The organism is Dyella sedimenti, from assembly GCF_022760995.1.
Classification (GTDB): Bacteria; Pseudomonadota; Gammaproteobacteria; order Xanthomonadales; family Rhodanobacteraceae; genus Dyella; species Dyella sedimenti.
In genome coordinates, this window is record NZ_JAKWJO010000001.1 from 998,472 (window position 1) to 1,016,799 (window position 18,328).

18 protein-coding genes are annotated in these 18,328 nt (G+C 69.8%); 11 read left to right on the forward strand and 7 right to left on the reverse strand.

The window, feature by feature from the left end; genetic code table 11:
• Window positions 1–40: 40 nt before the first annotated feature.
• The 7 genes from napE to MJ605_RS04555 all read right to left on the reverse strand — a co-directional run bounded on the left by napE (window position 41) and on the right by MJ605_RS04555 (window position 8,192).
• Entirely contained in the window at window positions 41–202 is a 162-nt protein-coding gene (napE, locus tag MJ605_RS04525; protein ID WP_345779512.1) for a periplasmic nitrate reductase, NapE protein, read from the reverse strand.
• A 182-nt stretch (window positions 203–384) separates the two neighbouring features.
• Window positions 385–615, reverse strand: a complete 231-nt coding sequence (locus MJ605_RS04530) for a formate dehydrogenase subunit delta (RefSeq protein WP_243039848.1) — start codon at window positions 613–615, stop codon at window positions 385–387.
• Window positions 612–1,463, reverse strand: coding sequence for a formate dehydrogenase accessory sulfurtransferase FdhD (fdhD, locus tag MJ605_RS04535; protein ID WP_243039849.1), 852 nt, complete (start codon window positions 1,461–1,463; stop codon window positions 612–614). Before fdhD ends, MJ605_RS04530 begins: the two co-directional genes overlap by 4 nt.
• Window positions 1,450–4,380, reverse strand: coding sequence for a formate dehydrogenase subunit alpha (fdhF, locus tag MJ605_RS04540; protein ID WP_243039850.1), 2,931 nt, complete (start codon window positions 4,378–4,380; stop codon window positions 1,450–1,452). The genes fdhD and fdhF overlap by 14 nt, the downstream gene beginning before the upstream one ends.
• Window positions 4,381–4,391: 11 nt before the next feature.
• On the reverse strand, window positions 4,392–5,951 hold the full coding sequence (locus MJ605_RS04545; RefSeq protein ID WP_243039851.1) for a formate dehydrogenase beta subunit: 1,560 nt from the start codon (window positions 5,949–5,951) through the stop codon (window positions 4,392–4,394).
• Window positions 5,948–6,445, reverse strand: a complete 498-nt coding sequence (locus tag MJ605_RS04550; protein ID WP_243039852.1) for a formate dehydrogenase subunit gamma — start codon at window positions 6,443–6,445, stop codon at window positions 5,948–5,950. The genes MJ605_RS04545 and MJ605_RS04550 overlap by 4 nt, the downstream gene beginning before the upstream one ends.
• 88 nt (window positions 6,446–6,533) lie before the next feature.
• Window positions 6,534–8,192 (reverse strand): L-lactate MFS transporter, encoded by a 1,659-nt coding sequence (locus MJ605_RS04555; RefSeq protein ID WP_243039853.1) that lies wholly within the window; start codon window positions 8,190–8,192, stop codon window positions 6,534–6,536.
• A 269-nt stretch (window positions 8,193–8,461) separates the two neighbouring features.
• On the opposite strand from MJ605_RS04555, the gene MJ605_RS04560 reads away from it, so the two are divergent.
• From MJ605_RS04560 to MJ605_RS04610, 11 genes are all read left to right on the forward strand, one after another.
• A complete protein-coding gene (locus tag MJ605_RS04560; RefSeq protein ID WP_243039854.1) occupies window positions 8,462–9,709 on the forward strand; it encodes a molybdopterin molybdotransferase MoeA in 1,248 nt (415 codons plus the stop codon).
• Between the two features lie 12 nt (window positions 9,710–9,721).
• On the forward strand, window positions 9,722–10,066 hold the full coding sequence (locus MJ605_RS04565; RefSeq protein ID WP_243039855.1) for a hypothetical protein: 345 nt from the start codon (window positions 9,722–9,724) through the stop codon (window positions 10,064–10,066).
• 73 nt (window positions 10,067–10,139) lie between these two features.
• Window positions 10,140–10,916, forward strand: a complete 777-nt coding sequence (gene modA, locus MJ605_RS04570) for a molybdate ABC transporter substrate-binding protein (protein ID WP_243039856.1) — start codon at window positions 10,140–10,142, stop codon at window positions 10,914–10,916.
• A 10-nt stretch (window positions 10,917–10,926) separates the two neighbouring features.
• The gene (gene modB / locus MJ605_RS04575) at window positions 10,927–11,610 is read left to right on the forward strand and encodes a molybdate ABC transporter permease subunit (RefSeq protein ID WP_243039857.1); all 684 of its coding nucleotides are present in this window, start codon (window positions 10,927–10,929) and stop codon (window positions 11,608–11,610) included.
• Window positions 11,603–12,691 (forward strand): molybdenum ABC transporter ATP-binding protein, encoded by a 1,089-nt coding sequence (gene modC / locus MJ605_RS04580; protein ID WP_243039858.1) that lies wholly within the window; start codon window positions 11,603–11,605, stop codon window positions 12,689–12,691. Before modB ends, modC begins: the two co-directional genes overlap by 8 nt.
• A 106-nt stretch (window positions 12,692–12,797) precedes the next feature.
• Window positions 12,798–14,000: a molybdopterin molybdotransferase MoeA gene (locus MJ605_RS04585; protein ID WP_243039859.1), complete on the forward strand. Its 1,203-nt coding sequence runs from the start codon at window positions 12,798–12,800 to the stop codon at window positions 13,998–14,000.
• A 1-nt stretch (window position 14,001) separates the two neighbouring features.
• Window positions 14,002–15,051 carry a GTP 3',8-cyclase MoaA gene (moaA, locus tag MJ605_RS04590; RefSeq protein WP_243039860.1) on the forward strand — a complete coding sequence of 350 codons (1,050 nt, stop codon included), beginning with the start codon at window positions 14,002–14,004 and terminating at the stop codon, window positions 15,049–15,051.
• A 76-nt stretch (window positions 15,052–15,127) separates the two neighbouring features.
• A complete protein-coding gene (gene moaC / locus MJ605_RS04595; protein WP_243039861.1) occupies window positions 15,128–15,637 on the forward strand; it encodes a cyclic pyranopterin monophosphate synthase MoaC in 510 nt (169 codons plus the stop codon).
• Window positions 15,634–16,233, forward strand: a complete 600-nt coding sequence (locus tag MJ605_RS04600) for an NTP transferase domain-containing protein (RefSeq protein WP_243039862.1) — start codon at window positions 15,634–15,636, stop codon at window positions 16,231–16,233. The genes moaC and MJ605_RS04600 overlap by 4 nt, the downstream gene beginning before the upstream one ends.
• Window positions 16,230–16,472: a MoaD/ThiS family protein gene (locus MJ605_RS04605; protein WP_243039863.1), complete on the forward strand. Its 243-nt coding sequence runs from the start codon at window positions 16,230–16,232 to the stop codon at window positions 16,470–16,472. The genes MJ605_RS04600 and MJ605_RS04605 overlap by 4 nt, the downstream gene beginning before the upstream one ends.
• Entirely contained in the window at window positions 16,472–18,016 is a 1,545-nt protein-coding gene (locus MJ605_RS04610) for a ThiF family adenylyltransferase (RefSeq protein WP_243039864.1), read from the forward strand. The genes MJ605_RS04605 and MJ605_RS04610 overlap by 1 nt, the downstream gene beginning before the upstream one ends.
• Window positions 18,017–18,328 lie beyond the last annotated feature (312 nt).

The window sequence follows — 18,328 nt, forward strand, 5'->3', positions numbered from 1 at the left end:
TTGTCACGGCCATGGCGAAGGCTGGGCGGCACATGCATGGTCAGCCTCCGGGCGGCCCGCTGACGAACATCTGCCAGAACCAGACCGCGAACCCGTAGGAGGCCACGGTCAGCACGGCAAGCACGGGAAACAGGGCGACGGCGAGCAACAGGAAGGCCGTACGTTCCTGGCGCCTGCTTGCCATCTCCGTGAACGTTGCCATGCGTGCCTCGACAGGAAGCCCGCCCTGCGTGGCGGATTTCGCCAAGAGCACAACGCTACCGGTGAAAGCGTCGTGAACCCAGGAAGGACGCGGCGTGGCGCGCCGTTATGGGCTCGCCTATATAACGGTGCAGTCCAGCGGACGGCCCATGCAGGGCCGGGCGTGAAACGGCTGGGGTGGGGTCAGGCCGGGTTGCCGGCGGAAACTTCGAGGCCGGCCACGGCTTCGCGTGCGAGCGGATGCAGGCCTTCGCCGCCTTCGTCGAGATAGGTCCTGATCTGCCTGCGCATCGCCGGATCCCAGAAGCGCGTGATGTGGTCGCGCACGCCATGGACGGCGGTGGCATGGTCGGGCTCCACCGCGAAGAAGGTGGCGATGTCGTTGGCCATGGTGACGAGTCGTTCGATCTTCATGACGGATTCTGCTCTGTCGCTGGCTGCAACCGGCCGGGATGGGTATAGACATTGTGGCTGCCCGGGCGGGCGAAGCCCACCAGGGTGATGCCGGCGCTGCGTGCCAGCTCGACGGCCAGCGCGGTCGGTGCGGAAATCGCGGCGAGCACGGCGATGCCGGCGCTGGTGGCCTTGGTCACCATCTCGTAGCTGGCGCGGCTGGTCACCAGGGCCAGGCCGTCACCCGGCTGGATGCCGGCGTGGTGCATGGCGCCGATCAGCTTGTCCAGCGCGTTGTGGCGGCCCACGTCCTCGCGCACCAGCAGCACGTGTCCCTGGCGATCGGCCCAGGCGGCGGCATGCACTGCGCCGGTGGCGGCGTTCATTGGCTGCAGGCCGTGCAACTGGCGCAGCGCCTGCTCCAGCGCCTCGTGCGTCAGCGTGTGCCCGGGGCCGACCGGTGCGCCCTGGCGGATGGCGTGCTCCAGGTCGCGCGTGCCGCAGATGCCGCAGCCGCTGCGGCCGGGCAGCAGGCGTGCGCGTTCCTCCTGGCCGATGCGGGCGCCTGGCGCGGCTTCGTCGACGCGCATGGCCAGTTGGGTGCCTTCGAGCAGGGTGTGGACCACCACGTCGAGCAACTGGTCCGGTCGCTCGATCAGGCCCTCGCTCAGCGAAAAGCCGAGCGCGAAATCCTCCAGGTCGTGCGGCGTGGCCATCATCACGGCGAAGGTGTCGCCGTTGTAGACCATGGCCACCGGCATTTCCTCGGCCACGCAGTCGTCCTCGCGCGAGGCGGCGCCGTGGCGCCAGCGCTCGACGGGACGGACGGCATAGCCGTTGGGCGACGTTTCCTGCTCAGGCGTGGTCAAGCGGCTTCACCGATCGTTCCAGCAGGGCTTCCTGCGTCTCGGTGAAGGCCCGGTAGCGCTTCTGCCATTCGGATGGCTGGGTGACGCGGGTGACCTGCACCGCCGTGACCTTGTACTCGGGGCAGTTGGTGGCCCAGTCGGAGTTCTCGGTGGTGATGACGTTGGCGCCCGAGCCGGGGAAGTGGAAGGTGGTGTAGACCACGCCCGGCTGCATGCGCTCGGAAATCCGTGCGCGCAGCACCGTCTCGCCGGCGCGGCTGACGATGCCGACCCAGTCGCCATCGGCGAGGCCGCGCTCCTCGGCGTCGTGCGGATGGATTTCCAGGCGGTCCTCGCCGTGCCACAGCACGTTGTCGGTGCGCCGCGTCTGCGCGCCCACGTTGTACTGGCTCAGGATGCGGCCGGTGGTGAGGATCAGCGGGTACTCGGTGCTGACCCTCTCCGCGGTGGGCACGTATTCGGTGAGCATGAAACGGCCCTTGCCGCGCACGAACTCGTCCACGTGCATCACCGGCGTGCCGAGCGGATGTTCCTCGTTGCACGGCCACTGGATCGAGCCGAGCCGGTCGAGCTTGTCGAAGCTCACGCCGTGGAAGGTGGGAGTGAGCCGCGCGATCTCGTCCATGATCTCCGAAGGGTGCGCGTAGTGCATCGGATAGCCCATGGCCTGCGCCAGCAACTGGGTGATCTCCCAGTCGGCATGGCCGCCCTTGGGCTCCATCACCTTGCGCACTCGCGAGATGCGCCGCTCGGCATTGGTGAAGGTGCCGTCCTTCTCCAGGAACGAGCTGCCGGGCAGGAACACGTGGGCGAACTTCGCCGACTCGTTGAGGAACAGGTCCTGCACCACGATGCATTCCATCGCCGACAGCGCGGCGGTGACGTGCTGGGTGTCGGGATCGGACTGGGCGATGTCCTCGCCCTCGATGTAGAGCCCCTTGAAGCTGCCGTCCAGCGCGGCCTCGAACATGTTGGGAATGCGCAGGCCAGGCTCGCCCAGCAGCGGCACGCCCCAGGCCTGCTCGAACAGATGGCGCACGGTGTCGTCGCTGACGTGGCGGTAGCCGGGGAACTCATGCGGGAACGAACCCATGTCGCACGAGCCTTGCACGTTGTTCTGCCCGCGCAGCGGGTTTACGCCCACGCCTTCGCGGCCGATGTTGCCGGTGGCCATGGCCAGGTTGGCGATGGCCATCACCGAGGTGGAGCCCTGCGCGTGCTCGGTGACGCCCAGGCCGTAGTAGATCGCGGCATTGCCGCCGGCGGCGTAGAGCCTTGCGGCGCCGCGCACCAGCGCGGCGGGCACGCCGGTGGTGGCTTCCATCGCCTCGGGGCTGTACTTCTCCTGGCTTACGAAGGCACGCCAGCGCGCGAAGGCTTCGGGCTCGCAGCGCTGGGCGACGAAGTCCTCGTCCACCAGGCCCTCGGTCACGATCACGTGGGCCAGGGAATCCAGCAGGGCGACGTTGGTGCCGGGGCGCAGCTTGAGGTGGTAGTCGGCCTTGATGTGAGGCGAGCGCACCAGGTCGATGCGGCGCGGGTCGATCACGATCAGCCGGGCGCCCGCGCGCAGCCGTCGCTTCATCTGCGAGCCGAACACCGGGTGGGCGTCGGTGGGGTTGGCGCCGATCACCATCACTACGTCGGTCAGTTCGATCGAGTCGAAGTCCTGGGTGCCGGCCGACTCGCCGAGCGTGGTCTTGAGGCCGTAGCCGGTGGGCGAATGGCACACGCGCGCGCAGGTGTCCACGTTGTTGTTGCCGAAGCCGGCGCGCACCAGCTTCTGCACCAGGTAGGTCTCCTCGTTGGTGCAGCGCGAGGAGGTGATGCCGCCGACGGCATGCCGGCCGTAGGTGGCCTGGATGCGCTTGAATTCACTGGCCACATGGGCGATGGCTTCTTCCCAGCTCACCACGCGCCACGGGTCGCTGGTCCTGGCGCGGACCATCGGCGTGGTGATGCGGTCGGGATGGCTGGCATAGCCGATGGCGAAGCGCCCCTTCACGCAGGAATGGCCATGGTTCGCGTGGCCTTCCTTGTTGGGCACCATGCGCACGATCTCCTGGCCCTTCATCTCGGCGCGGAAACTGCAGCCGACGCCGCAGTAGGCACAGGTGGTGACCACGCTGTGCTCGGCCTGGCCCTTCTCGATCAGCGATTTCTCCGACAGCGTGGCGGTAGGGCAGGCCTGCACGCAGGCGCCGCAGGAGACGCATTCGGAATCGAGGAAGCGGTCGCCCTGGCTGGCGGCCACCTTGGATTCGAAGCCGCGGCCCTGGATGGTCAGCGCGAAGGTGCCCTGCACCTCGCCGCAGGCGCGCACGCAGCGCGAGCAGGCGATGCACTTGGACGGATCGAAGGTGAAGTACGGATTCGATTCGTCCTTCGCCGCGAAAAGCGGATTGGCCTGCCGGTCCGTGTGGGAAGGAGGACTCGCTTTTTGATCTTCGCGAGCCGGGACGCTTGCAAACACATGATTGGCCCCCTCGTAGCCGTAGCGCACCCCGCGCAGGCCGACCACGCCGGCCATGTCCTGCAGCTCGCAGTGCCCGTTGGCGGGGCAGGTGAGGCAGTCCAGCGGGTGGTCGGAGATGTACAGCTCCATCACGCCGCGGCGGATCTCGGCCAGCCGCGGCGTCTGCGTGCTGACCTTCATGCCCTCGCTGACCGGCGTGGTGCACGAGGCGGGGTAGCCGCGCCGTCCCTCGATCTCCACCAGGCACAGCCGGCACGAGCCGAAGGCCTGCAGCATCTCGGTGGCGCACAGCTTGGGAATGCCGATGCCGGCCTGCGAGGCGGCGCGCATGACGGAGGTGCCTTCGGGCACCTGGATGCGGCGGCCGTCGATCTCCAGCGCGACCATCGTGGTGGAGGTCGCCTTGGGGGTACCGGCATCGATCTCGACGATGGACAGCATGGGTGGGTCTCCTAGGCGGCGCTCTGGCGCGCTTCGTCTGCAAAATCCTCGGGGAAATGGTCGAGCGCGCTGAGCACCGGGAACGGCGCCATGCTGCCCAGCGCGCACAGCGAGCCGTCGATCATGGTGTGGCACAGGTCACGCAGCAGCGTTTCCTGCCGTTCGCGTTCGGCGATGTCGCCCGCCAGCAGGCGGTCGATCACCTCCACGCCGCGGGTGGAGCCGATGCGGCAGGGCGTGCACTTGCCGCAGGATTCCAGCGCGCAGAACGCCATTGCGTAGCGCGCCTGGGCGGCCATGTCGACGCTATCGTCGAACACCACCACGCCGCCGTGGCCGAGCATGCCGCCGGCGGCGGCGAAGGCCTCGTAGTCCAGCGGCGTGTCGAGTCGCGAGGCCGGCAAGTAGGCGCCCAATGGACCGCCCACCTGGATCGCGCGCACCGGACGGCCGCTGGCGGTGCCGCCGCCGTAATCCTCCACCAGCTCGCGCAGGGTGAGGCCGAAGGCGCGCTCGACCAGCCCCGGGCGCTTGAGGTTGCCGGCGAGCTGGAAGGGCAACGTGCCGCGCGAGCGGCCCATGCCGTAGTCGCGGTAATAGGCGGCGCCGCGCTCCAGGATGACCGGCACCGAGGCGAAGCTGATGACGTTGTTGATGACCGTGGGCTGGCCGAACAGGCCCTGCAGGGCGGGCAGCGGTGGCTTGGCGCGCACCTGGCCGCGCTTGCCCTCCAGCGATTCCAGCAGCGAGGTTTCCTCGCCGCAGATATAGGCGCCGGCGCCCATGCGCACCTCAAGGCGGAACGCCTTGCCGCTGCCGCGCACATTGTCGCCGAGGTAGCCGGCCACCTCGGCGGCGGCGATGGCCGCCTCCAGCGCGCGTCGCGCATGGGGATATTCCACGCGCAGGTAGATGTAGCCCTGGGTCGCGCCGACCGCCAGGCCGGCGATGGTCATGCCCTCGACCAGCACGAACGGGTCGCCTTCCATCAGCATGCGGTCGGCGAAGGTGCCCGAGTCGCCCTCGTCGGCGTTGCACACCACGTATTTCCGCGGGGCCCTGGCGTCCAGGCAGGTCTTCCATTTGATGCCGGTGGGGAAGGCCGCGCCGCCGCGGCCGCGCAGGCCCGAGTCGAGCACGGCCTGCACCACGCCGGCGCCGTCGAGCTTGAGCGCCGCTTCCAGGCCGCGATAGCCGCCGTGCGCGAGATAGTCGTCGAGGCGGCGCGGGTCGGTCACGCCCACGCGCGCGAAGGTGAGCCGCTGCTGGCTGGCCAGGTAGGGGATCGCCTCGGTGGGGCCATGGCCCAGGGCGTGCGCGCCGCCCTGCAGGAAGCCGGCGTCGAACAGCGCGGGCACGTCCTGCGGCCGCACCGGCCCGTAGGCCACGCGGCCCTGCGCGGTGGCCACTTCCACCAGCGGTTCCAGCCACATCATGCCGCGCGAGCCGTTGCGCACGATCGTCACGTCGGCGCCGCGCCGTTGCGCCTCGGCGGCAATGGCCGCGGCCACCGCCTCGGCGCCCAGCGACAGGGCGCTGGCGTCGCGCGGTACGTAGACGGTGGTGCTCATGTCGCCTCCGTGGCGAGCCAGGCGTCGAAGTGCTCCGGCGTCACCCGGCCCTTCAATTCGCCATCGACCATCATCGCCGGCGAGCAGGCGCAGTTGCCCAGGCAATACACCGGCTCCAGCGTATAGGCGCCATCGGCGGTGGTCTGGTGGAAGTCGATGCCCAGGCGATGCTTCACATGCCGTTCCAGCGCATCGGCGCCCACCGCCTGGCAGGACTCGGCGCGGCACAGCTGCACGATGTGCCGCCCGGGCGGATGCCGGCGGAAGTAGTGGTAGAAGGTGACGACGCCGTGAACATCGGCACGCGAGAGGTTCAGCTCCCGCGCGATCAATGGCAGGGCTGCCTCGGGTACATGGCCGAGCGCGTCCTGCACGCCGTGCAGCACGGGAAGCAGGGCGCCGGGCAGATCCTTCAGCCGGGCGGTGACCTCGAGGACGGCGGCGCGGACGTTCTCGGGAACGTCGGGCAACGCCGCGCCATTGGCACGTTTCATGGATCCACCATCGATTGGCATGGGGCGGCTGGTCGGATGGTTCCCCGGGCCTGCGTAGGCCGGGGGATGTACCGATTGTAGTCCTAGCTCAGTGGAACAGGGGCGTCGCCTTCTGCACGGCGATCCACAGGCCGATCAGGAACGGGATGCCCACCAGCAGCCATGCCACCGCGCCCACCGCGCCGAACGCACCGCGCGCGGCGGCCTCGGCCGTGGCCGAGGTGGTCGAGGACTCGTGCTGCAGCGCGCGTTCGCGGGCCAGGTCCTCATCGGTCATGTGGTGGTCTTCCTTCACCGGCTTGACCAGGAAGTTGCAGACCATGCCGACCAGCAGCAGCGCGGCGAGGATATACAGCGTGCGGTCGTAGACCAGGTTCTTGGCCACGCCGGCGTTGAGCTGCGCCTCGCGCACCGCCGCGATCAGGAACGGGCCCACCACGCCGGCCACCGACCAGGCCGTCAGCAGGCGGCCGTGGATGGCGCCCACCATCTGGGTGCCGAAGATGTCCGCCAGGTAGGCCGGCACCGTGGAGAAGCCACCGCCGTACATCGACAGGATGATGCACACCGCCACCACGAACAGCCCGGCCAGGCCCACGTGGCCGAGCGTCGGCAGCGCGCAATACAGCACGATGCCCAGGGCGAAGAACAGGAAGTAGGTGAGTTTGCGTCCCAGGTAGTCCGAGGCCGAGGCCCAGATGATGCGGCCCAGGCTGTTGAACAGGCTGACCAGGCCGACCAGGCCCGCGGCGGCGGCGGCGATGGCGGCCTTCTGGCCGGCATCGAGCGCGGCATTGGCGTCCAGGCCCAGCAGCCTGCCGCCGAACACGTCCTGCAGCATCGGGCTGGCCATCGAGATCACGCCGATGCCGGCGGTCACGTTCAGGCACAGCACCAGCCAGATCAGCCAGAACTGCGGCGTTTTCCACGCCTTGTCCAGATGCACGTGGCGGTGGGTGATGAGCTTGTTGGACGATTGCGCCGGCGCGGTCCATCCCAGCGGCTTCCAGCCGGCGGGCGGCACGCGGAAGCCGAAAGCGCCGGCCGCCATCGCGATCAGGTAGATCACGCCCAGGCAGGCCAGCGCGCCGGCCACGCCGGGCACGCCATCGGCGGTGAATTTCTGGATCAGCGCCACCGCGATCGGCGCGCCGATCATCGCGCCGCCGCCGAAGCCCATGATGGCGAAGCCGGTGGCCAGGCCGCGCCGGTCGGGAAACCACTTGATCAGCGACGACACGGGGGCGATGTAGCCCAGCCCCAGCCCGATGCCGCCGAGGATGCCGCAGCCCAGGTAGACCAGCCACAGCTGGTGCAGCTTCACGCCGATGCCGCCGACGATCAGTCCGCCGCCCCAGCACAGCGCGGCGTAGAAGCCGGCCTTGCGTGGGCCGGCATGTTCCAGCCAGCCACCCCAGATCGCCGCCGAGATGCCGAGCACGGCGATGAAGGTCTCGAAAACGTGGTTCACCGAAGCCACCGACCAGTTGCAACTGGTGGTGAACAACTGTGCCCAGAAGCCCAGGTTGGCGCAGGCGGCGTCAGCGTTCGCCAGAAGCTTGCTCATCGGCAGCCAGAACACCGAGAAGCCATAGGCCATGCCGATGCTCAAATGGATGGCCAAAGCCGCGGGCGGGACCAGCCAGCGGTTGAAGCGGGGGCCTGCGATCGTGCGTTCCCTGGCCAGTAAACCAGGCGCGCTTCCGTTCGCCGCCTTAAGGACATCTGTCTCCGGTACGCTAACCATGAGCCATTCCCCCGCGTTGTCGCCCGGCCGATGGACCGGGCATCAGGTCGAACTAATAAGGCGCGACAACTTGCCGCGCCACCCGACTTAAGTCGAAGGGATGTTTCTTGCATTGCGATGACAGTGCCGGGACGGGGCGCACGTATCCGAATGGTTGCTGCAATGCAGCATGCCGCCAGGCAAGCGGCGGCGCGCGGCTTGCAACGGGCGTGTTGTGCACGCAGCATGTGGCCCACGCTACCTCGCGGGTCCCGCATGCCACGAGTCTCATGATCGATTACGCCCAGGCCATGGAACGATTGCTCGCGTCCGGCCAGCGCCTGCCCCCCGAGCCGTGCGCGGCGCAGGCATCGCTGGGGCGCATCCTGGCACGCGACGTGGTGAGCCCGATGGCGCTGCCCTCGTTCGACCATGCGGCGATGGACGGCTATGCGCTGAACGCCTTTGGATCGCTGGCGGCGGGATCGGAACACGATGTGTTTGGCTCGCAGGCCGCGGGCGACCCGGCGCGCGGTTCCGTCGGCATGGCCTGGGAGATCATGACCGGCGCGCAACTGCCCGAGGGATTGGACACGGTGGTGCCGGTCGAACGCACGCAGCTGCTGGCGATGCGCGAGGGCGGCATGCCGGCGCGCATCCGGTTGACCGAGGACGTGGCGAAGGGGGCGAACGTGCGCCTCGCCGGCAGCGACGTGGCGGCGGGCGCCAATGTCATGGCGGCGGGTACCCGCATCGGGCCGGCGCACATCATGTTGCTGGCCGCGCTCGGCGTGGCGCGCGTGGAGGTGGCGCGCCGGCCGACCGTGGCCCTGATCGGCACCGGCAACGAACTGCAGGACGACGCTGCCCGGCCGTTGGCCGCCGGGCAGATCCATCACTCCAACGGGCCGTACCTCAAGGCCGCCTTCACCGCCCTCGGCGCGACGGTGCTCTCATGCGTCGCCGTCGACGACACGGTGGAGGCCTATGTCCGGACCGTGCGGCGCGCCTGCGAGGAGGGTGCGGACCTCATCGTCAGCACTGGCGCCGTGTCCATGGGGCGCTACGACCTCGTGCCGGAGGCGCTGCATGGCCTGGGCGCGGACCTGCTGTTCCACAAGGTGGCCATCCGTCCCGGTAAGCCCTTGCTGGCGGCGCGCCTGCCCCAGGGCCCGCTGGTGTTCGCCTTGCCTGGCACGCCGATGGCGGTCGCGGTGGGGTTTCGCTTCTTCATCGTGCCGCTGCTGCGCGCCTGGCAGGGGCAGGGCGAAGAAGGGCGTCTGCGCGCCGTGCTTGCCTCGGCGCAGCAGCCCAAGCCGGGACTGCGCCATTTCCTGCGCGCCACGCTGAGCCAGGATGGCGACGGACGCCTGCTCGCCCACGTGCAAAGCCACCAGCAGCCGTTCCGCATCCGGCCGTTCGCCGAGGCGGACGGCTGGGTCGTGTTGCCCGAGGAGGCGGGCGATTGCCCCGCCGGCACGCGGGTGGAGTTCGCCAGCCTGCAGCCGGGCGTGGCGCCCTCGATCACCGGTCACTGAAGGAGCCCTCGCATGAAACTGCAGATCGAAGGACAGCATCTTCGCGTACGCATCGGCGAGGAGGAGCTCGCCCGCCTGCTCGCCGGCGAGCCCATCGACGCCCATACGCACCTGGCGCCGGGGCTGGACATCGGCTGCCGCTTGGCGCTGCATGGCGGCGACGCGGCGCGCATGGGCGGGCAGCCCGGCGACTGGCGGATCGATCTGCCCGACGCGGCCGTGCGCGGGCTGGCCGCCAGGCTTCCCTCGCGCGATGGCTTGAGCTTCCCGTTGCCCACCGGGCAGCCGGACGGGACGCTTACCCTGCTGTTCGACGTGGACGTGCGCGACAGCGTGCGCCAGCGCCGCTCGTCCTGATCTCGTTCCCCCGCGCCGATTGGGCTACGCTCGCGCTGCCTGCGTTAGGCAGATACGACCCGAGGAGAGTGGCATGACACGTTTCCTGTTGCGTGGCGTGGTGGCGCTGGCCGTGCTGCTGGCGCCCTGGACAGTGGCGACCGCGGCGGACGACCACATCACGGTGGCGGCGGCGGCGGACCTGCACCAGGCGCTGGATAAGGTCGCGGATGCTTATCGGCAGCAGCATCCGGGCAGCAAGGTCGAGGTGGTCTACGGCGCCTCGGGCACCTTGCTTAGCCAGATCGAGCAGGGCGCGCCGTTCGAGCTGTTCTTCTCCGCCGACAGCAATTACCCGCAGCAACTGGTGGACCACGGCAAGGCCGGCGGCCAGCCGGTGCCTTATGCGATGGGGCACCTGGTGCTGTGGAGCGCCAGCATCGACATGCGCCAGGTGCAGGTGGCCGACCTTGCGCAGGCGCGCTTCGGGCGCATCGCCATCGCCAATCCCCAGCATGCCCCCTACGGCAAGCGCGCCGAGGAGGCCCTGCGCGCGGCGGGCGTATGGGATGCCGTGCAGCCGCGGCTGGTGTTCGGCGAGAACATCGCGCAGACGGCGCAGTTCGCGCAGAGCGGCAATGCGCAGGTCGGGCTGATCGCCGAGTCATTGGCGATCGCGTCGCCGGTGAAGGGCAGCTATGCGCCGGTGCCGGCGAACTTGTACGAACCGCTGCGACAGAGTTTCGTACTGACCCAGCGCGGCGCCGGCAATGCGCTGGCCCAGGATTTCGCGCGCTACGTGCAGAGCGCGCCGGCGCGGGCCATCCTGGCCGGCTACGGCTTCAGCCTGCCCGCCGACGGCGGGCACTGAGCCTGGCGCCATGGCCCTGTTGTCCGGCCAGGATCTGCAGGCGCTATGGCTGACCTTGCGCCTGGCGGCCACCGTCACCACCCTGCTGTTGCTGCTTGGCATGCCGCTGGCCTGGTGGCTGGCGCATACGCCTTCGCGCTGGCGCCGCGTGGTGGCCGCCGTGGTGGCGCTGCCGCTGGTGTTGCCGCCCACCGTGCTGGGTTTCTACCTGCTGCTGCTGCTCGGACCGCAGGGAGCAGTGGGGCAGGCGATGCAGGCGATGGGCTTGGCCACGCTGCCCTTCACCTTCCGTGGCCTGGTGGTGGCCTCGATGCTCTACTCGCTGCCGTTCGTGGTGCAGCCGCTGCACGATGCGTTCGAATCGATCGGGCCGCGGCCGCTGGAAGTCGCCTCGTGCCTGGGCGCCGGGCCGTTCGACCGCTTCTGCTCGGTGGCGCTGCCGCTGGCGCTGCCGGGCGTGGCCACGGCCACCGTGCTGGGTTTTGCCCACACCGTTGGCGAATTCGGCGTGGTGCTGATGATCGGCGGCAATATCCCCGGGCAGACGCGCGTGCTGTCGATGCGCATCTACGACCATGTGCAGGCCGGCGAATACCCGCAGGCGCAGGTGCTGTCGCTGTGCCTGCTGGTAGCGTCGTTCGCCGCGCTGCTGGCCATGTCGCTGTTGCGTCCCCGCAGGCACGCGCGTGGCTGAAGCGAGGCGCGGGCTCGACGCCAGCCTGTCGTGGCGCCGTGGCGCGCTGGCGCTGGAGATCGCCATGGCCTTGCCGGCGCACGGCATCACCGCGCTGTTCGGTCCTTCCGGGGCCGGCAAGACCAGCTGCCTGCGCGCCATCGCCGGCCTCGACCGCGACGGCGTGGGCCGGGTAGCGTTCGGCGACACGGTCTGGCAGGACACGCCGCGCCGCGTATTCGTGCCGCCGCACCGGCGCCGGATTGGCTATGTGTTCCAGGAGCCCAGCCTGTTTGCCCATCTTTCGGTCGCCGGCAATCTCGACTACGGGTTCCGCCGGGCCGGGCGGCCCGCGCAGCTGGACCGCGACGGCCTGGTCGAACGCTTCGGCCTGGGCGCCTTGCTGCATCGCCGCGCCGCCACGTTGTCCGGCGGCGAGCGGCAGCGCGTCGCCATGGCGCGTGCGCTGCTGTCCGATCCGGTGCTGCTGCTGTTCGACGAGCCGCTCTCGGCGCTGGACGACGCGGCCCGCGCCGGGCTGCTGGGCCAGTTGGAAAGCCTGCGCGCCGCGCTGGACGTGCCGATGGTCTATGTCAGCCACAACATCGACGAGGTGGCCCGGCTGGCCGACCATATCGTGCTGATCGAGGGCGGCCGCGTGGCCGCGCAGGGTAGCCTGCAGGACACGCTGACCCGGCTGGACCTGCCGCCGGCCCTGGGCGAGGCGGTGGGCGCCGTGATCGAGGGCGAGGTAGTCGGCTGCGATGCGCGCGACCAGCTCATCGAACTGGCCTTTGCCGGCGGGCGGCTATGGCTGCCGCGACGGCGGGAAGTGGTGGGCCAGGCGCTGCGCTGCCGCATCGGCGCGCGCGACGTCGTGCTTGCCCTCGCGCCGCAGGAAGGCAGCAGCGCGTTGAACCAGCTCCGTTGCCGTGTGGTGGCGATGGCCGGGGCGGACCATCCCTCGCAATGCCTGGTGCAGCTCGATGCGGGCGGCAGCCGCCTGCTGGCGCGCATCACGCGGCGTTCATGGCATGCCCTCGGACTGGCGCCGGGCGTGGAAGTGTGGGCGCAGGTCAAGGCCGTGGCGCTCGGCGCATGAATGGACGGATCGGCGTTCCGGTTGTACCCGTCCCGAGCCGTTACCATAATCCCTCGCAGCACCGCCCCACGGCGGTCGGAGGCCAGCCCTTGTTGGTGTCATGCCGATGACCGAATTGATCAGCGTCAGCCAGGCCCAGGCCCTGATTGCCGGGCACATGCCGTCCTTCGGCAGCGAGCGGGTGCCGCTGGAGCGCGCGGCGGGCCGCATCCTGCGGCAGGCGGTGCATGCCGAGCACGATCATCCGCCGTTCGACCGCGTGATGATGGATGGCATCGCCGTGCATTGGCGCGCAACGCTGCCGCGGGATCTTGCGATCGCCGGCGCGCAGATGGCGGGCATGCGCCTGCAGACGCTGGCGGCCGGCGATGCCTGCATCGAGGTGACCACCGGCGCCATGCTGCCGGCCGGCTGCGATTGCGTGATCCCGGTGGAGCAGCTCCAGCGCGAAGGCGCGCGCTACCGGCTGCTCGATGGCTACCGGCCGCTGCAAGGGCAGTTCGTGCACCGGCAAGGCTCCGACTGCGTGGCCGGCACCTTGCTGCTGGAGCCGGGCACGCGCATCGGCGCCCCGGAGATGGCGCTGCTGGCGGCCAATGGCCTGGCCAGCGTCGAGGTGGCGCGGGTGCCGTCGATCGCCATCGCCTCCACCGGCGACGAACTGGTGTCGGTGGCCGCGCCGATCGGCGAGGGACAGATCCGCCGCTCCAACGATATCGCCATGGCCACCGCGCTGCGCCTGCACGGCTTCGACCGGGTGACGCTCGATCATGTGGTCGACGACGAGGCGGCCACCCGCGATACCCTGACCCACCTGCTGGCCGAGCACGACGTATTGATCCTTTCCGGCGGCGTTTCCATGGGGCAGCGCGACTACGTGCCGGCGGCGCTGGATGCGCTGGGCGTGCGCCGCGTGTTCCATCGCATCGCGCAACGGCCCGGCAAGCCGATGTGGTTCGGCATCGGGCCGCGGGGGCAGGCGGTGTTCGCGCTGCCGGGCAATCCGGTGTCGGCGCTGGTCTGTGCCGTGCGCTACGCCAGGCCGGCGCTGCTGGCGGCGATGGGCCTGGCCGCCGCGCCGCCGGAACAGGTCTGCCTGGACGCCGAGGTGGAGGCGAATGCCTCGCTGGCCTGTTTCGTGCCGGTCCACGTGCGCACGGACGGGCAGGGACGGCTGCTGGCACATCCGGTGCCTGCGCGCACGTCGGGCGATTTCTCCTCCCTGCCGCGCACGCATGGCGTGGTGCAGGTTCCGTCCGGCGACCGGCCCGTATCCGTCGGCACGGTACTGCCGCTCTACCGGTGGTGACATGAACGCCATTCCCGCCGACGATGCCGCCGCCACGACCCTGCCACTCGACCGGCACGGCCGGCCATTGCACGACCTGCGCATCTCGGTGATGGATCGCTGCAACTTCCGCTGCGCGTATTGCATGCCGGAATCGACCTATGGCGAGCACTACACCTTCCTGCGCAACGACCAGCGCCTGAGCTTCGACGAGATCGAGCGGCTGTGCCGGCTGGCGGCGGGCCTGGGCGTGAGCAAGCTGCGCCTGACCGGCGGCGAGCCGCTGCTGCGCCCGCAACTGGCCGAACTGGTGGCCCGGCTCAAGCGGCTGGAGGGCATCACCGACCTGGCCATGACCACCAACGGCGTGCTGCTGGCGCGGCACGCCGCCGAATTGCGCGAGGCGGGACTGGACCGCGTCACCGTCAGCCTCGATACGCTGGATCCCGCGCTGTTCCACCGCATGAGCGGTGGTCGCGGCGCGCTGGACGACGTGCTGGCCGGCATCGAGGCCGCGCAGGCGGCCGGCTTCCCGCACGGGCTCAAGCTCAACACGGTGGTGCAGCGCGGCGTGAACGAACACACCGTGCCGATGCTGGTGGAGCGCTTCCGCGGCACCGGCATCGTGGTGCGCTTCATCGAGTACATGGACGTGGGCAACCACAACGACTGGCGTCCGGACGCCGTGGTGCCCTCGCAGGAACTGGTGGAGCGGATCCATGCGCGCTGGCCGTTGCGGGCGGTGCCGCCAAAGTATCCCGGCGAGGTGGCCACGCGCTACCGCTACCAGGATGGCGCCGGGGAGATCGGCATGATCTCTTCCATCAGCCAGCCGTTCTGCGGCGGCTGCACGCGCGCGCGGCTGTCGTCCGAGGGCATGCTCTACACCTGCCTGTTCGCCACGCGCGGCACCGACCTGCGCGAGCTGCTGCGCGGCGGCGCCAGCGACGAGCAGCTCACCGGGCGCCTGCGCGAGGTGTGGCTGCGCCGCGCCGACCGCTACAGCGAGGAAAGGGCGGAACGCCACGGCCGGCGCAAGCACAAGATCGAGATGCACTATATCGGCGGCTAGCGGCACGCGCCGCCTAGACGGTTTCTTAATGCCAGCGCCCCGCGACGAGCCGATAATCGGGACCATGCGAACGACCATGCCGGGATCCTCCGTGACTTCCTCACCCGCCACCCTCTCCCATGTCGACGACGCGCAGCAGCCGCGCATGGTGGACGTGGGCGCCAAGCCGGCCACGCGCCGCGTCGCGCAGGCACGCGCACGCGTGGCCTTTCCGGCCGAGGTGGCACAGGCGCTGCGCGCGGCCGGCTACGTCACGCCCAAGGGCGCCGTGCTCACCGTGGCGCAGATCGCCGGCGTCATGGGCGCCAAGGCGACGCCGCAACTGATACCGCTGTGCCATCCGCTGGCCATCGACCGCTGCGACGTCGCCATCCGCATGGAAGGCGACGAGGCGCTGATCGACTGCACGGTGGCCTGCCGCGGCAGCACGGGGGTGGAGATGGAAGCGCTGACCGGCGCCTCCATCGCGGCGCTGACCATCTACGACATGTGCAAGGCGATGTCGCACGACATCGTGATCGGCGAGATCCGCCTGCTGGGCAAGACCGGCGGCAAGCACGACTTCGGATGGCAGGAGACGGCATGAGCGCCAGGCATCCACCGCTGTACGGCCTGCTGCTCAGCGGCGGCGCCAGTCAGCGCATGCGCCAGGACAAGGCCGCGCTGGCCTACCGTGGAGAACCGCAGCTGCTGCGTGCCTGGCGGCTGCTGCAGGTGGCGACCGAGCAGGCCTTCGTCTCGGTGCGCGACAACCAGCGCGCCGATCCGCTGCGCGCCGCGCTGCCGCAGATCGTGGACAGCTACGAGGCGGTCGGTCCCGTGGCCGGCATCCTGTCCGCGCAGGACCGCTTCCCCGAGGCGGCCTGGCTGGTGCTGGCCTGCGACCTGCCGCTGCTCGGCGCCGATACCCTGCGCCAACTGGTCGATGCGCGCGATGTCGGCGCCGACGCCACCGCCTTTACCAGCCGGCACGACGGCCTGCCCGAACCGCTGTGCGCGATCTGGGAGCCGTCCAGCCACGCGCTGCTGCTGCAACGCTACCAGGCCGGCAGCTACTGCCCACGCAAGGCGCTGATCCAGTCGCGCACCGTGCTGCTGCCCGCGCCGGGCGATGCGCTGGACAACGTGAACACCCCCGAGGAACGTACCGAGATGCAGCAACGGATGGAGTCGATGGCATGACCGTGGTCCATCTCCAGTATTACGCGCAGCTGCGCGAGCAGGCCGGGCGGAGCGGCGAGCAGCTTGCCACCAGCGCCGCCAACGTGCGCCAGCTCTATGAAGAACTGTGCGCGCGCCACGATTTCACGCTGGCCGCCGAAGCGCTCAAGGTGGCGGTCAACGCCCAGTTCTGCGGCTGGGACCATCCGCTGCGCGACGGCGACACCATCGTGTTCATTCCTCCGGTGGCGGGCGGCTGATGCGCTTCCGACTGTCCGGCGCCGAACTGGATACCGCGTCGCTGCGCGATGCCATGCGGCATCCCGGCAGCGGCGGCTTCTGTTCCTTCGAGGGCTGGGTACGCGACAGCAACGAGGGACGCGAGGTCGATGGCCTGTCCTACGAGGCCTACGCCGAGCTGGCCGAGGCCGAAGGCGAGCGCATTCTGCAGGAGGCGCTCGCGCGCTACGGCGTCACCGATGCGCGTTGCGTGCACCGCACCGGCGACCTGGATGTGGGCGGGCTGGCCGTATGGGTGGGCGTATCCGCCGCGCACCGCGACGAAGCCTTCCGTGCCTGCCGCTACATCATCGACGAGATCAAGCACCGGCTGCCGATCTGGAAGAAGGAACACTACGTCACCGGCGAGTCCGACTGGGTGGCCTGTACTCATGTCTATCGCGAGCACGAGCACGAGCTGCATCACCACCATCACGCACCGCACATGGCCGCGCCCTTCGTGCCCGACTATTCGCGGCAGGTACGCCTGCGCGAGGTGGGCGAGGCGGGGCAGGCCAGGCTGGCCGCTTCGCGCGTGCTGGTGATCGGCGCCGGCGGCCTTGGTTGCCCGGTCATCAGCTACCTGGCTGGCGCGGGCGTGGGCACGCTGGGCATCGTCGATGGCGATCGCCTGGACGCCAGCAACCTCCACCGGCAGACCTTGTACGACGCGCGCGACGTCGGCGAGCCCAAGGCCATGCTGGCCGCGCACCGCGTCGCCGCGCTCAACCCCTCGGTGCAGGTGCGCACCTGGCTGGACCCCCTGCACGCGGGCAACGCGGTGGAGGTGTTCGGCCAGTTCGACCTGGTGATCGAGTGCACCGACGACATGCGTAGCCGCTACCTGAGCAGCGATGCGGCGGTGCTCAGCGGCACGCCGCTGGTGCTGGCCAGCGTGTACCAGTACGAAGGGCAGCTGCAGGTGATCGAACCCGGCGCGCCTTGCCTGCGTTGCCTATGGCCTCATGAACCGGCACCGGAAGCGGTGGGCAGTTGCGTACTGTCCGGCGTGCTGGGCCCGGTGCCCGGCGTGCTGGGTGCCATGCAGGCGATGGAGGCACTGAAGATCCTGCTCGACCTGCCGCGCCCGCGCGATCCGGCCCTGTCGCTGGTCAACCTGCTCGACCTGGCCATCACCCGCCTGCCCATCGATGCGAAGCAGGGCTGCGCCTTGCAGGGCGGTTGCCGCGCCATGGCGCAGCAGGCACTGGGGCGCGCGCAGGAGGAAGCCGATATCGACCTCGTCTTCGACAGCCTGGAAGACGCCATCGAGGCAGGCTTCCAGCTGGTCGACCTGCGCGAAGCCGGGGAAATTGCCGCCGAGCCATTGGGCATCACGGCGTCGCGGCAGATTCCCGCCACGCAGATCCTCGCGCATGCCGCCGAACTGGCGCAGGGCCGCCAGTTGCTGGTCTGCGCAAGCGGGCGACGCAGCGCCCATGCCGCACGGCTGCTGCGCGCGGAAGGATTGGATGGCGTGCATTCGCTGGCCGGTGGCCTGCTCGCCTTGCGCGTGGAAGGCTGAGCGAGGGGAGGCCCCGTATCACGCGGCGGGCGGCGTTTCGCCGCGTGCGGGATGGTCCCGGCCTTATCCCGGCGAGCCCGCTGTAAGCGCCTGTTCGAAATCTTGTGTAATCCCCTGCAACCGCGGGTGAGATCGCGATGTCGAACATGCTCTAAGAGCCTGTTCAAAATCGTCGCTCGGCCCCTCTCCGCTGACGCTCATCGGTCTCCTCTGTAGGAGCGCACCCTGTGCGCGACCGCCTTTTGCCTCGGTCTGCATCGTTCGTCATCCTGGCCCTTGCCCCTTTTTGCAGGGTGCGCCGGGACGACGAGC